10 protein-coding genes are annotated in these 15,035 nt (G+C 55.0%); 8 read left to right on the plus strand and 2 right to left on the minus strand.

The features are described 5' to 3' along the window. Window positions 1–834: 834 nt before the first annotated feature. Window positions 835–1,656: a hypothetical protein gene (locus tag SBI19_RS26045; RefSeq protein ID WP_317972446.1), complete on the plus strand. Its 822-nt coding sequence runs from the start codon at window positions 835–837 to the stop codon at window positions 1,654–1,656. A 479-nt stretch (window positions 1,657–2,135) separates the two neighbouring features. On the opposite strand, the gene SBI19_RS26050 is transcribed toward SBI19_RS26045, so the two are convergent. Beyond that, entirely contained in the window at window positions 2,136–4,154 is a 2,019-nt protein-coding gene (locus SBI19_RS26050; protein WP_317972447.1) for a glycoside hydrolase family 127 protein, read from the minus strand. A 164-nt stretch (window positions 4,155–4,318) separates the two neighbouring features. Between SBI19_RS26050 and SBI19_RS26055 the strand changes: the two genes are divergently transcribed. The 3 genes from SBI19_RS26055 to SBI19_RS26065 all read left to right on the plus strand — a co-directional run bounded on the left by SBI19_RS26055 (window position 4,319) and on the right by SBI19_RS26065 (window position 6,398). After that, entirely contained in the window at window positions 4,319–5,170 is an 852-nt protein-coding gene (locus SBI19_RS26055; protein WP_317972448.1) for a helix-turn-helix transcriptional regulator, read from the plus strand. A gap of 78 nt (window positions 5,171–5,248) precedes the next feature. Further along, entirely contained in the window at window positions 5,249–5,917 is a 669-nt protein-coding gene (locus SBI19_RS26060) for an SOS response-associated peptidase (protein ID WP_317972449.1), read from the plus strand. A 37-nt stretch (window positions 5,918–5,954) separates the two neighbouring features. Next, window positions 5,955–6,398, plus strand: a complete 444-nt coding sequence (locus tag SBI19_RS26065) for a VanZ family protein (RefSeq protein ID WP_317972450.1) — start codon at window positions 5,955–5,957, stop codon at window positions 6,396–6,398. Between the two features lie 80 nt (window positions 6,399–6,478). Here the strand turns inward: SBI19_RS26065 and SBI19_RS26070 are convergent, their stop codons facing one another. Continuing rightward, window positions 6,479–9,241, minus strand: a complete 2,763-nt coding sequence (locus tag SBI19_RS26070; RefSeq protein WP_317972451.1) for an alpha-mannosidase — start codon at window positions 9,239–9,241, stop codon at window positions 6,479–6,481. 240 nt (window positions 9,242–9,481) lie between these two features. Between SBI19_RS26070 and SBI19_RS26075 the strand changes: the two genes are divergently transcribed. From SBI19_RS26075 to SBI19_RS26090, 4 genes are all read left to right on the plus strand, one after another. After that, window positions 9,482–11,113 (plus strand): response regulator, encoded by a 1,632-nt coding sequence (locus SBI19_RS26075; protein ID WP_317972452.1) that lies wholly within the window; start codon window positions 9,482–9,484, stop codon window positions 11,111–11,113. Then, window positions 11,106–12,911 carry a sensor histidine kinase gene (locus SBI19_RS26080; RefSeq protein WP_317972453.1) on the plus strand — a complete coding sequence of 602 codons (1,806 nt, stop codon included), beginning with the start codon at window positions 11,106–11,108 and terminating at the stop codon, window positions 12,909–12,911. Before SBI19_RS26075 ends, SBI19_RS26080 begins: the two co-directional genes overlap by 8 nt. Window positions 12,912–13,185: 274 nt before the next feature. Continuing rightward, entirely contained in the window at window positions 13,186–14,112 is a 927-nt protein-coding gene (locus SBI19_RS26085) for an ABC transporter permease (protein ID WP_317972471.1), read from the plus strand. A 24-nt stretch (window positions 14,113–14,136) separates the two neighbouring features. Beyond that, window positions 14,137–15,018 carry a carbohydrate ABC transporter permease gene (locus tag SBI19_RS26090; protein ID WP_317972454.1) on the plus strand — a complete coding sequence of 294 codons (882 nt, stop codon included), beginning with the start codon at window positions 14,137–14,139 and terminating at the stop codon, window positions 15,016–15,018. Window positions 15,019–15,035: the final 17 nt, after the last annotated feature.

Raw genomic sequence — 15,035 nt, forward strand, 5'->3', positions numbered from 1 at the left:
GGAATAAGTGTGGTAGAGCCGCGCTTAAACGTGTGTAAACCTCGTGCACGGTGGATTAAGTGTGCTATCACCCACACTTATTGTCCTGCAGACGTTCGAGCAATGGGACGTCAACTGGAATAAGTGTGGTAGAGCCGCACTTAAACGTGCGTAAACCTCGCGCACGGTGGAATAAGTGTGCTATTACCACACTTATTCCCCTGCAGACGTTCGAGCAATGGGACGTCAACTGGAATAAGTGTGGTAGAGCCGCACTTATACGTGTGTAAACCTCGTGCACCGTGCAATAAGTATGCTATCACCACACTTATTGCCCTGCCGCTGTTCGAGCAATGAGCCGTCTGCTGGAATAAGTGTGGTAGAGCAAGCGCTTAAACGTGCGTAAACCCCGCGCACGGTGGAATAAGTGTGCTATTACCACACTTATTCCCCTGCAGACGTTCGAGCAATGAGCCGCCCACTGGAATAAGTGTGGTAGAGCCGCACTTAAATGTCTGTAAACCTCGCGCACGGTGGAATAAGTGTACTATCACCACACTTAATGCCCTGCAGACGTTCGAGCAATGGGACGTCAACTGGAATAAGTATGGTAGAGCCGCGCTTAAACGTGTGTAAACCTCGTGCACGGTGGATTAAGTGTACTATCACGACACTTAATGCCCTGCAGACGTTCGAGCAATAAGCCACCTGCTGGAATACGCCGTCATCAAACTGTTAAATTCTGCGGTCTGAGTTTTCCAAATGAGGGTTGACAATGCAATTGATAATCGTTATCATTGGAAACAACCAATTGATAACGATTATCAAACAATTCGGTGCGAACAGGAGGCTGGCATGATGGAGGGCGGAGAAACGCTCAGCAAGCAGACGCCATGGGATTGGATGACGTATCCGTTCTCGTCGGTAAAGACAGATGGCAGTCTTCTATACGCAGCTTCACCTGGCAATGGCATCTACTGCAGCGATGAATCCGGCGGATGGCAGCATATTAGCAAGCAGCTGCCGGAAGAGCTCGTCGTCAATCGGCTGCAGCTGATTCAAGGCAAGCTGTATGCTTGCACGAATGAAGGCTTATATACATTTGAGGATGGGCAGTGGGAGCAGCCGATGCATGCCATCCCATGCTACCAATATAAAACATCAGGACAATGCAGCTTTATGGCGACGGACTATGGCTTATGGCATCGGTGTGGAGATGGCGCTTGGCATAAGGTCGCTTACCCGGAGCGCAAAGTGTACGATTTTATAAACGTGCCTCAGTTTCTTATTCTTGGACATGAGGAAGGCGTCTCCGTCTACGATCGATTCACCGACGAGTGGGTGGACTTCGCGCTGGGCGTTGGCGTTACATCCTTGACCGTGTACCACGGCCATCTGCTCGGTGCAGGTGAAGGCGGGGAACTGATTGTCGGCAATAAGCAGGGCGGCTTCGATGTTGTCCAATTCGGCAATCGGCTTGTGTTCACACTCATTCGGCATGGACGCGATGTCTATGCTTGTACGGATAAAGGTTTGTATCGGATCGGCTACTTATGCGGTCAGATCACGATGTTCGCCGTTAAACTGGGATTCCCGGTGACGGATGTCGATACGCATGATGGCCAGCTGTATATGGCAACGCTGTTCGAAGGCATTCAACAGATGGACCTTCCGTAACCGCAAGGGCGCGCTGAAGCAAGAAGCAAGAAGCAAGAAGCAAGGCCCGACGTCGCAGGCGTGTGTACGTCGGGCAATGATGGCGAATGCTTCACTCATTCGCGTTTCACGTTTCGTACTACCCCCTTTTAATTAAATAAGGCAGCGGCGCTATGTGCCGCGCCACTGCCTTGCCCTGCCGGAGATGCCGGCAGGTCTTTTTTTTTATGGAGGAGATATCGTTAACGGTTGCCAGAGTGCTTATTCTTCTTTATAGCGCCGTTGAATCAAGCTTACGGTTACAGTGAAGCTTATTTGTTCGAATTTATCTCGTTCTTGATTATTTAAGCTCCAATCAATTCGCTGACAACCGTTATCCCAATGAAACCGTTGATTCAAGCACGATACCTTCAATAGCAACCGTTGGGCGATCGGATGCCAGCTGTTCGCTGTCGAGGCGTAAGGATGACGCATCACAGAATGATTCTCTATTACTGCAGCTAGTTGCGGTAGCGCACCCAGACCGACATCTCGCCCGGTGTACGGTTGCCCCACAGCGCATACGGTACGGCGCGAACTGCAGCCGCTTCTGGCTGCGGGATGGATGCCGCGCTGTACAGCTGATCCGCTTCGACAACCTCGGCATCCCGGTACCCTTCGCCTACGAGCACGACAGCGCCTGGAAGCAGGTTGTCGTTCTGTTCGGTCGTAAACTCGCCATCGGCTTTAATCGAGAGCGATGCGAGCTTGCTCCCGTTATCCATTTCTTCGAGGCAGTAGACAAGCGGGCCGCGCTGGAGAGCGAGACGTCCTGCATTGTAGCGAACCTCGGCATTCGCAGTCAGGCGTAGAACAGGCATCTCGAGCGTCAGCTCAATCTTATCTTCATTGTTCCATTCGCGCGTAATGACCAGGTAACCGTCGCGAATTTCAGCCGCGTTGTCAGCAAGCGGTTGACCGTTCAACAGCACAGTCGGACGATTGCCGTTCGACCAGCCTGGCAGGCGGAATGCGAGCGAGAACGAAGCGGCGGAACCGCTCAGCTCGCTCAGCTTGAACGAAACATTGCCGCTCCAAGGCATTGCCGTCGTCTGCGACAGGGTGAACGAAGCGTCGCCGAGCTGTACATTCGCTTCGCTGCCGATGTACAGATGCGTATAGGCCGTACGAGTTGCGGCATCCGTCGTGTAGATGTATTCGCCGAGCGAAGTGAGAAGACGCGCGATATTCGGCGGGCAGCAAGCGCAGCCGAACCAATGTTGGCGAACCGGCTTCACATGATGTTTGCCTGGATTGCACGAGCATGCATGCGGCCACACCTCAAGCGGGTTGACGTAGAAGTAGCTTTTGCCGTCGAGCGCGATACCGGAGATAACCGTGTTGTACAACGCGCGCTCCAGTACGTCCGCATACTCAGCCTTCGGCTCCAGACGCAGCATGCGGCTGGCGAAGAAGACGAGACCGATCGATGCGCATGTTTCCGCATAGACGGTATCGTTCGGCAGATCGTAGCTAGCTGTGAACGCTTCGCCATGATGCGTCGAGCCGATGCCGCCCGTCACGTACATTTGCTTGCGCGTCATGTCCTTCCACAGCGTGCGGCAAGCCTCCAGCAGCGTTGGATCATTGTTCAAGCCTGCGAGATCGGCCATTGCCGTGTACATATAGACGGCGCGTACCGAGTGGCCAACTGCGTGCTTCTGCTCGCGTACAGGTACATCCGCTTGGAAATATTTCAGATCCGGCTTGCGCGTATTGTCCGGCATATGCGGGTTCGGCGACCAGATCGAAGTACGGCCGCGCTTCTCGAATTCATCGAGGAAGAAGGCAGGAGACTTGCCGCGCTCATCGATGAAGTAAGCAGCAAGCTTCATATAACGCGCTTCGCCCGTTGTTTGGTACAGCTTCACAAGCGCAAGCTCGATCTCTTGGTGGCCGTCATAGCCTTGGATCTTGCCAGGCTCTGTGCCGAAGGTACGGTCGATGCAGTCTGCGAAACGGCAGGCGATGTCGAGCACCTTGCGTTTGCCGGTCGCATGGTAGTACGAGACAGCCGCTTCGATGAGGTGGCCTGCGCAGTACAGCTCATGCGCTTCCGTCAGGTTGGACCAACGTTTGTCCAGTCCGTTGATTTGATAGAAGGAGTTAATGTAGCCATCCGGCAGCTGCACTTTCTCGAGCAGGTCGATCGCTTCGTCCGCAATCGCCTCCCAATGAGGGTCCGGATGGGTGGAGAGGCGGTAGCCGACGGCTTCCAGCCATTTGTACAAGTCGCTGTCTTGGAATACAAAGCCGTTGAAGCTTCCCTGCTCGATGCCAGCCGCGATACGCAGATTCTGAATCGCATAGCTTGGTTCAGCGCCTTCGACACGGTCGTTAAGCGCTTCCCATTGATACGGAATGACCGCTTCGCGCGCCAGATTGGCATAAGAAGTCCAGAACGGGTCGTGGATGGAGACGCTCTTCAGCGGGACGGCGGATGCAGGATTAAGCTTTTCGTTCAGACGATCGATTGCCATATTGTCAGTCTCCTTAATTTTGCAAGATTCGTTCACATATAAGACGATATAAGTTTGCTTTACAACCCTATTTTATTTGATAAAATGAAAGGGAAACAGCAACTTATACAATGTTAATTTTGCATAATTACACAGTCTTCTAACTCGAGAAAGGGTTGCTCCCGATGACGAACCAGCAGCTGCTCACTTATTTATCGCCGCCGCTTCCTTATTTTATTGAATCCAACCGTACAACCTACGCGGCTGGAGAGGAGCATCCAACGAGGGCGAACCTCGGGGTGTTCGACATGTTATTCGTACATAAAGGCATGCTGCACATCGGGGAAGAGGATAAACAGTGGTCGCTCGGAGAAGGGCAGATGCTTATTCTTCGGCCGGATCGCTGGCATTACTCGATTAAGCCGTGCGAGCAGGAAACGGTGTTTGACTGGATACACTTCCAGGCGCCAGGCAACTGGGAGGAGACGGATGGACCGCAATCCGGCACGCTGCGAGGCGACTACTATACGTATGCGATTCGGCTGCCGAAGCATATGACGCTCTCCTATCCAGACGAAGCGAAGGAGATGTTCGCGGGCTTGCATGAGGCGGCGAGCGGATCAACCCACGCTGCATTCTGGGACCGCCAGCAGCGGTTTCTTCATCTGCTTCAGATGCTGGATGAAGGGTGGCGGACGGACGAAGCGAAGGCTGCCGTATCGGTTGCCGAACGGGCCGCTGCTTATATGAAGCTGAACTACCGTTCATCCGTCAGTAATCGCATGTTGAGCGAGGCGCTGCATCTGCATTCCAATTACATTGCTCGCTGCATGACCGAGGTGTTCGGCTGCACGCCGCAGCAGTTTCTGTTGTACTACCGACTCGATCAGGCGAAGCTGCTGCTCATTAAGACGGACTGGCCGATCGCACGTGTGGCGGAGGAGACGGGATTTAGGCAGACGCCGCATTTTTCAAGATTATTCTCCGAGCATACCGGTCTGTCGCCGCTTCGATTCCGCAAACGATTTACCGTCTAGAAATTGCGCTTCGCATGCATAATGCACCCGCTTTCTGCCAGATACTACCGTATCCTAGAGTGAAGGCAGGCGTGGCGTGTGGAGCGATTTGCACTGCGGTCGGATGTTACAGATATCGTCGATCAGTTTAATGTATGGAAGGTAAGGAATTGCATGGCCAATCGGTTCAATATTGCGCCGAGGCAGGCGGTGTCGATTATTATGAGCGATCGGCTGCGCCAGCGGACGATCGATTCGGCCCGGTGGGGCTTGTATCCGTTCTGGGCCAAGGAATCGGTGAACGCTGACGGCGAGCGGGTGGAATCGAAGCGGTATTTTTACCGGATGCTGAAGAGTCAGCGGTGCATCGTACCTTGCACGGGTTTCTTCGGCTGGAAGCCGGACGGGGTGGAGCGGGATCCGCGAGCGATGCATATCGTTGTGGACCGTCAACCGCTGTTCGGGATGGCAGGCATCTATGATATCTGGGTCAATCCGCAAGGCGTGGAGGAGCGGGCGTTTACGATTCTAACCGTGCCCGCGTCGGGGCCGATGGCGGCTTGGCAGCCGAGACTGCCGGTTGTGCTCGATGCCGAGGCCGTGGAAGACTGGCTGAATCCGGACATTACCGATTTTGCACAGGTGCGCACGTATGTTCAGCCGCTGGAGCCGTTCCAGCTGCGCTCGTATCCGGTGACGAATGCCGTGAACGACGAGGGCTATGAAGCGCCGGATTGCACGCTGGAATTGAATCTGGGAACGATATAGCTTTGTTGAGACTGTAGGAAAGCAGGTCTGCGTCAAATTGAGAAATGTTGTAATGGTTTTATGGTGCGTCGTTATTTTCGTATGCGTGTGTACGGTTAATTTTCAACAGCTGCTCGATCACGGGATTGTGACGTTTCAGTTGAATAAACACCCGAACTTGAGCGATTACACGTTGGTGAAGGACATTGATCTGCACAGCAGAATTTATGTCACGCAGAAGATCGGTCATTTCTCCTGCTTCTTCGTTCTGACGCTGATCGCGATTATCGGCGTGAAGAGCCGTCGGGCGTTCAAGCAGGGCGTGATTATTGCGCTTGGTTATGCGGTGTTCACCGAGCTGCTGCAGCCGTTCTTCGGCCGCGACGGACGCATCGTCGATATGTTCATCGATAGCGCCGGCATTGCGCTGGCAGCGACGATCGTATACTTAACGGGCGCTGTGAAGCGGAGCAATCGCCGTAGCAGCCGCATGTACTATTAGCAAATGAAGAAGGGACAGAGCCGCGGGCTCTGTCCCTTTGTTTTGTGTACTTTTTTCAAGCGGATGCGTGAACTAACATGTTAGTTATCGGATGCTTGCAGCTGACAACCGAAGGTTGAGATGGAGTAGCCGCCGATAGCTGTAGTCGAAGCTTCAATCGTATTGCCTCGCTGCTCCATGACATCGCTATTGTAGAAGCTGCCGGTTGGAGGGGTGGGCAGTGTCAATTCCGTTGGCGAATCGGACAGGTTATACCAACGCATCATCCAGTCGTCGCTTGCTTCGCCGACTTTCAGACTGGAGAACGCAAGCCGCTCGCCTTCCCAATCCAGGAAGCTTGCGCGGCTGTCGACAGCCCCTTCGTGAATGCCGGCGGCAGCGACGGTGTTCGGCACTTGGAAACGGTAAGCTTCACGATAAGCGCTGAACCGGCGGTCGCCGCCATGCGGGATAATCATCCACTCGGCATATTGCCGGCCAAGGCACTGTGCATCCGGCGTAGGGAAGACGCCCCAGTCGCCGAGCTCGCCGACGCTGCGCAGCAGTGTGAGCGCGATTGTGCCGGCCGCGTCCTGCAGCACCTCGTATTCGTTCAGTCCTTTGCCAGCGACAACAAGTCCGCGCTGCTCGTTATGCACGTCGACGAAAGCCTGCATATGCTGGCAGTTGCTCGGGTTCTGCCATTCCGGCGCAGGCACGGTTTGCCGCTCAGCCACCTCGAAGATCGAGTCGGCGTAATGAACGGCCGACTTGACTCCTGCAGGGACAAGCGCGCGAAGCCGATGGTCCTTGCTCTGGTTGTCGATATCGGTGCGAATGCGAACGCCGCGGCCGGAACGATCCAAGCTGATCGTCGTCTTGATCGTGAGCGGCACCATCCGATCGGAGCGTCCGGCTTGCCGTTTCATGAAGGGCACCATGGTTGCCACTTCTCCTGCGAGACGCGAATCTGCCCCGTCCGGGATGGCGACGACGTGGGTGATTTCGAACGCAGCGCGATAAGGCGTATCTTCTATAAGCCTGATGGCAGCAGGCAGTCCTTTCGTCGTAATCGCTTGGTCGCCATGAGGCTGCATGAAAATATACTCGTTGCCGATATCGCCGACGTTCTCGTATACGCCAAGCCCTGCGTAAGCCTCGCCGTTAAGCTTATCGAACAACTCGAAGCTGCCGTCGCCGACAATTGTAATGCGAATCTTATCGTTCTCCATCGTCCAGTCGCCCGTTACGAGCGAGACATTTCCCGTTACTGCTGCTAGTACTGCAGCTGTATCTTGCGTCGTCTGATCGTTCCGTTCAGGCACCCATGCATAAGCGCGGAAGCCGATCGCAGGAAGCTGATCGGTCTCGAACGTCAGCCGGAGGGCGCGGGCGTAATAAGGGGCACGGAATTTGTCCTTCGGCAGATCGTAGCCGAATCGGATGCCGAGATCGATCAGCGTATGGTCAATCCGCTCGCCCTTGTCGTTCACGAGATAGCCGGACGCATGCGTCCGGTCCGCTACTTCGCGCGCCACGGCAATCGGGTCTTCGCTTTGATTGAAATAACGCTTCGACCATTCGACTTCGACCGTGACGACATTCTTGCCTTCATAGCCGCTTGTGTTGAGAACGATGAACGGTTCAGCGGACTCGCCGTAAGCGGCGAAGGCTGAAGTATCGGCTTGTGCAGCGATGAACTTCGCGCTTTCCTCCGATAACGAGCGGGCGACCTCGGTGCTCTTGGCGAAACGCGTCTTCATCTCGTGGTACACTTCGTCCACGCTGCAGCCGCAGATGCTGTCGTGCGGATGATTCTGCATCAGCGTCTTCCATGCATAGTTAAGCAGAGCATGCGGGTAAGGCTTGCCAAGTAGAGAGGCAACAGCGGCCAGCGGCTCCGCCACTTTCTCCAGCAGCGTCTGATTGTGCGCATTAAGCTGTTTGATATAGACCCGGGCTGAAGCGGTGTTAGCCAGCGTGAACCAGCCGTCCGTGCGTTGTCCACGAAGCTCGCCGCGCGTTACGCTGAGCCGATCCGGCAGCGATGCCTGAACGGACGCAACATAATCTTCGAAGTTTGAGTGGACGAACTCGTAGTCCGGGTACAGCTCTCTTGCGACGCGGAGCGCTTCGGACAGGTCGGTCTGCACAGGCTGGTGATCGCATCCGTTCATGAGCAGCAGATGCGGCGTCGACGCATACTTTTGCGCCATCGCAATGCGATGATCCCAGTAGCGCTTCGCTTCTTCGCGGTCGACCGGGATTTCCATCCCGTTGTTGTACCAGTTGGCGAAGAGGATGCCAAGGACGCGGGAGCCGTCCGGCGATTCCCAGTAGAGCTCCGAATAAGGCGATTCCAGACTTGCCGAGTCATCGACCTGGTTGTTGAAGCCTGTCGCCTTGACGCCGCGTCCGAAGACAGCGGTATCGATGCCGGCCTGCTGCAGGATCTGCGCTGCTTGCCCCATATTGCCGAACGAGTCGGGGAAGTAGCCGAGCTTGGAGACGGGACCGAAACCCGCCGCATCGCGGTGGCCGATCTGGAGATTGCGGATATTCGCTTCGCTGCTGGTCAGAAATTCATCCTGCAGAATGTACCACGGGCCGGCGGACAGCTTGCCTTCTTGGACGAGCCGCTCCAGCAGCTCTCTTCGCTCCGGATACACTTGCAGATAGTCTTCCAGCACGATCGTCTGGCCGTCGAGATAGAAGCTGCGGAATTCGGAGTCTCGTTCGAACGTCTCGAGCAGCGTATCCATCGTCTCGATCAGCTTGACGTGATGGGCCTCGTAAGGCATATACCATTCGCGGTCCCAGTGCGTATGGGAGACGACGTGAATGACGGGTTTGGTTGGGTTCATTGGACAGTCCTCGTTTCATGGGTAATTGACGCTTGTATGGCTGTAATTATAAAAATCGGCCCGTCCGCCCACAATGAGGCAATAGCAAACTTTCCATGGCAGGCTTATCGTGTCCGAATGGAAGGTGAAAAGAGATTAGAATCGCCCATGCTAATATAAGATTGCCTCATTGCGGTATCTGCTTCGAAGACATAAAATTACGAATTACAAACCATTTCTTCATGGAAAGGCGGAGCCTGCATGCGCGTTTTGATCGTAGATGACGAGCTTGAAATTCGTGAGGGGCTGAGGACGAAGTTTCCATGGGCGGATTACGGAATCGATGATGTGGCGACGGCGGAGGACGGGGAGCAAGCCCTTACGGCTGCTCGTGAGCTGAAGCCCGAGCTGATCGTGACAGATATCAAGATGAAACGGATGAACGGTCTGGAATTTATACAAGCGCTGGCGCAGGAGCGGGGCGAGGGGTGGCGGTCGATCGTCATCAGCGGTTATGACGACTTCGCCATGGTCCGCCAAGCGATGAAGCTCGGCGCGATGGATTACGTGCTCAAGCCGATCAATATTACCGATCTGGGCGAAGTCGTCCGCAAGGCGATCAGCCAGCTGGAGCGAGAGCAGTTGGAACGGACGAACCAGTCGCTGATGGACAGCCATGTTCAGAACGCGATGGCCATCATGCGCGAGGAGCTGCTGCGCGAGATGGTCGAGCAGCCGTACAGCGCCGCGCGCGAGAGCCGGATCGTGCATCGGCTTCAGACGCTGCAGCTGGACTGGATGCTTCGGGATAAGCTGGCGGTGATGGTCATGGAGGCGGATGACCTGAAGGCGATCGAGAACCAGCGGGCAGGCAGCGAGAAGGATCTGATTCTGTTCGGCGTTGGAAACGTTGTCAAGCAAACGCTGGAGGAGGACACGCCGCTTGCTGCTGCGTTGTGTCAAGACGCGAAGGGACGCTGGGTTGTTATTGCCAGCTGTCCAGACCAGCCTGCAATGGAGCGGTGCATGGAGCTGGCTCAGCTGTGTATCGAACGAGTAAACCGATTCGTGAAGGTGAAGGTCAGCATCGGTCTCTGCTCGCTTACAGGCTCGTATTCGAAGCTGCATCACTTGTTCATGGAGAGCGGCGGCATTCTGGAACAGAAAGCGGTATTCGGCGGCAATCGGCTCCTGACGAGCCGAAGCTGGGAGGAGGAAGCGACGCAGGACAACCCTTCGATCCGCAATCCGGACGAAGTGCTCGACCTTATCCGCTACGGCTCCGACGAAGACATCGCGGGACTGATGGACGGATTCGTCGAGATGGTGCATTCGTGGTCGCTGTCGCATATTCGAGATATTCACCAGCAGCTGTTCGAATGGCTGCTGCATGTATATAGGAAAGCTGCTCAGCTCGGCTGGCAGGATCGCAGCTGGGAACGCAATCCGATCGCGCTCTGGGAGCAGCTGGAGCAGTACGACACGCTGGAATCGCTGCGCGGCAAGGCGGAGCAGCTGCTGCTCGCGGTCGCGCATGACTTCCGCAGCTACGCGTCGTCGCCGAGTCAGATCATTCAAGAGGCGGATCGCTATATTGCGAAGCATTACGCGGAAGGGCTGACGCTCCAGAGCGTTGCGGCCGAGGTGCATGTGACGCCCGTGTGGCTGAGCAAGCTGTTCAAGAAGGAGAAGGGCAAGACGTTCCTCGAGCACGTGACGGACGTTCGGATGGAGCACGCGAAGCGAATGCTGTCCGACGTGCAATATAAGATCTATCAGGTAGCCTCCGGCGTCGGTTATAAGGACCCGGTGCATTTTACGAAGCTGTTCAAGAAGCATATGGGGCTTACGCCGAAGGAGTTCCGCAACTTGCAGGGAATCGCGGATGATTAGAAGAGGACCGTTCCAGCTGCTATCGTCGTTTCGCAATCGGATGTTTCTCATCTTCTTCGCCATTATTATCGTACCGTTCCTGCTGTTCGCCTACTATGCGCACATCAAATCGATTGAGGGCATCATGAACGCCAATACGTCGATCCAAACCAGCTATCTGCTGCAAGCGAGAAAAAACTTCGAGATTTACTTGAATGACGTAAACGATCAGGTCAATGACTTGATCGGCAACAAGCGGGTCCAGGAGCTGCTGGAACGGGAGCCTGCCAACGGCACGGAGGAGGAGAACTTCACGGTCAACATGCTGACCGTGTTGTATCAGAACATGCCGCTCGTCGACGCGTTTCGGGTGAGGTTGTTCCCGATGCATCCCCAGGTCTATCCGACGTATATGAATACGATCCACGAATCGATGGATGTCATCACCGAAGACTGGTTCCGTCAGTCACAGACGACCGTCAGACCTTCCTGGCATTTGTCTCTGCCGGCTAAAGGCAAATCTTCGCGGCCGCTTCTTTCGTTCGTGAAACGATTCTCGGGGCTCTATGATCAGACGCCGCGGGGCATTATTGTGACCGATCTGTCGGAGGATCAGATTAAGCGGTATTTCTCCCCGTCCGATCAGGTCGTCGACCAGAAGCTGCTGCTGCTCGGGGATGATGGCACCGTTCTGTACGATTCCGCCGCGAATGAATGGACGGGAACTTTGTTTCCTTCGAAATCATTTGCGCTAGACGGCGAAGGTTCCGATTCGATCGAGATCAACGGCAGGACGTACTTGGCTACTTCTGTAGGCATGGACAGCGAGCCGTGGCGCATCGTCAGCTTGACGCCGATGGAGCAGCTAACAGGCACGATCGATGAGATTACAAGGCTGCTCATTATTATTCTGATCGTCTATTTGATTTGCTGCTTTGGGGTTGTCGCTTATATTACGGTCAGCTTTACCCAGCCGATCGTGAAGCTTGTCCGATCCATGCGCCGTTCGGAGGGGGGCGATTTCCGCTTCTCCCGTTCGCTTGCATCGCGATTCGACGAAGTGGGATGGCTGTACCGCGGCTACAGCAGTCTAATTGAACGAATTGAAGGGCTGGTAGAAGAGGCTTCCCGTTCCGAGCGGAAGAAGAAGGAGCTGGAGTTCCAGGTGCTCAGCCACCAGATCAATCCGCACTTCTTGTACAACACGCTGGAATCGATACGCTGGAAAGCGGAGAATCACGGCCGGACCGACATCAGCGAGATGGTATCGGCGCTTGGCAATCTGCTGCGGCTGAGCTTGAATTCGGGCAAGGAGATTACGACGCTGGGCAGGGAGATCGAGCAGGTCAAAGCGTACGTCCTTATCGAACAAGCACGGATGGGCAAGCCGGTGCGTATTCTATATATTTTCGATGAGGAGACGCTCGCTGTGCCGTTCCTGCGGCTGCTGCTCCAGCCGCTTGTGGAGAATGCGATCGAGCATGGCATTCGTCATCATCCGGAGCAGGGCAAGATCGTTCTGACCGGACGGACGGAGGGACGCGATGTCGTCATCGAGCTGTCCGACAATGGGGACGGCATTCCCCATGAAGTGCTCCAGCGGCTCGGGTTGGAGTCGGAGGAGGACCAGCGTTCGGCTGCTTCCGGCTCGTCCAGAAGCGGCGTTGGCCTGCGCAACGTGAACGACAGGCTGAAGTTGTATTTTGGCTCAAGCTATAAGCTAAGCATCGAGACCGGCGAGGGAATCGGGACCCGTATCACGCTCCGCCATCCGATCCTTCGCGAAGGGGCGCAGTCCGCCTCGGATCTGCTTCGTTAGGCTTGGTTGGATTTACACATTTCGTTACGAGAATCTCAAGTATGGAAGATGAGGGCCGTCCGGCAGCGGGCGGCTTTTTTGCTTATGTCCGCTGAACGGCATGCATGCCGGCGGGGGCCGAACCGGCTTCATTTGGAACCGATTGCAAGAGAGTTTTGCCGCTTGTACGCTTCGGGCTAATATCGCCCTGCAAACGTTAAGATCAGCTCATGGTGGCATGATTAGGCTTAACGCTAAGATAGAACTATCAAACAACGAAGAAAGGTAGATGGTTATGAGAACGAATGGCATCATGCGAGAGCTGATCCGTAACCGAACGCTGCTCCTGATGTTCCTGCCGGTTGCGGTGCTCCTCTTTCTGTTCAACTACCTGCCGCTTGCCGGACTGGTCATTGCCTTCAAAGATTTCAACTTCAAGGATGGCATCTTCGGCAGCGCATGGATGGACCCCTTATTCAGCAACTTCGATTATCTGTTTTCTTCCGATGTGGCGTTCCGTGCGATTCGCAACACGATTCTGCTGAACGCGCTCTTCATCGTCGTCGGCCTCGTGTTCGAGGTCGGGCTGGCGCTGCTGCTGAATGAAATGCGCAATAAATTTTTCAAACGCGTATCGCAGTCGCTGACGTTCCTGCCGTTCTTCATCTCGTGGATCGTCGTTGGCGTCTTCGCCTACAACCTGCTCAACTTCGAGAGCGGCGCGGTGAATCGATTCGTCATGTGGCTCGGGTTCGAGCCGATCGATTTCTACAGCAACGCAGGCTTATGGCCTTTCATTCTTACGATGGCGATCCGCTGGAAGGTGACGGGCTATGGCACGATCGTTTATCTGGCAGCTCTTACATCGGTTGATAACTCGTATTACGAGGCGGCTTCGATCGACGGAGCTTCCCGATGGCAGCAGATTCGATATATCAGTCTTCCAATGCTAAGGCCGACGATCATCATTCTGACGCTGCTTGCGGTAGGGCGCATCATGAACGCGGACTTCGGAATGTTCTACGCGATGGTCGGCGACGCTTCGCTCCTGTTCCCGACGACCGACGTTATCGATACGTTCGTCTATCGCAGCTTGCGCAAATCCGGCGATATCGGCATGGCATCCGCGGCAGGCTTCCTGCAATCGGCGATCGCATTCGTGCTCGTCTTAGCCAGCAACTATGCAGCACGGAAGATCGATAAGGATTCCGCTATTTTCTAACATCTAAGGAGGTCATGAGCCCTTATGGCCAGACGATTCTCGCTCAGCCAGACGATCATTGTTCTCGCTGTCTCGCTGTTCAGCTTATCTTGTCTATTCCCGTTCATCATGGTCATCTCCGGCTCGCTCAGCACGGAGAAGGACATCGTGAACTTCGGCTACTCGCTGTGGCCTAAGCATATTACGTTCGACTCGTACCGCATTCTGCTGCTTGGCTCCAATCGGATTCTCGATGCTTACGTCGTCAGCATCATTGTGACGGTTGTCGGCACGATCCTGTCGCTGTTCGTGACGAGCATGGGCGCTTATGTCATGGCAAGGCGGTCATTCAAATACCGGAACATCCTGTCGGTCTACGTCATCATCACGATGCTGTTTAATGGCGGCCTTGTTCCTTGGTACATCATCTGCGTGAACTATTTGCACCTGAAGGATACGATGTGGGCGCTCATTCTGCCGCCGCTGGCCAACGCCTTCAACATGTTCCTGATCCGCAACTTCATGCTCTCGATTCCGGAGGACCTGCATGAGTCTGCCAAAATAGACGGCGCCGGCGAGCTTCGCATCTACAGCCGCCTCATTATGCCGCTTGCACTTCCCGTTCTTGCAACCGTCGGTTTGTTCGTCGCGCTGGGCTACTGGAACGATTGGTTCCTCGGCCTCATGTTCGTCGACAAGCAGGAGCTTCAGCCTCTGCAATTGCTGCTTCGGACGCTTATCTCGAACGTCGAGTTTCTGAAGAGCTCGAGCAACGCCGCCGCTATGCAGCGGATCTCGGCGCAGATACCGTCCGAATCGATCAAGATGGCCCTTACGGTCATTACGATCGGGCCCATCATTTTCTTATATCCGTTCCTTCAGCGGTATTTTGTCAAAGGCTTGATGGTCGGAGCAGTAAAAGGGTAATCGCGTGGCTAAATCGG

The organism is Paenibacillus sp. CCS19, from assembly GCF_033239625.1.
Lineage (GTDB): Bacteria > Bacillota > Bacilli > Paenibacillales > Paenibacillaceae > Paenibacillus_T.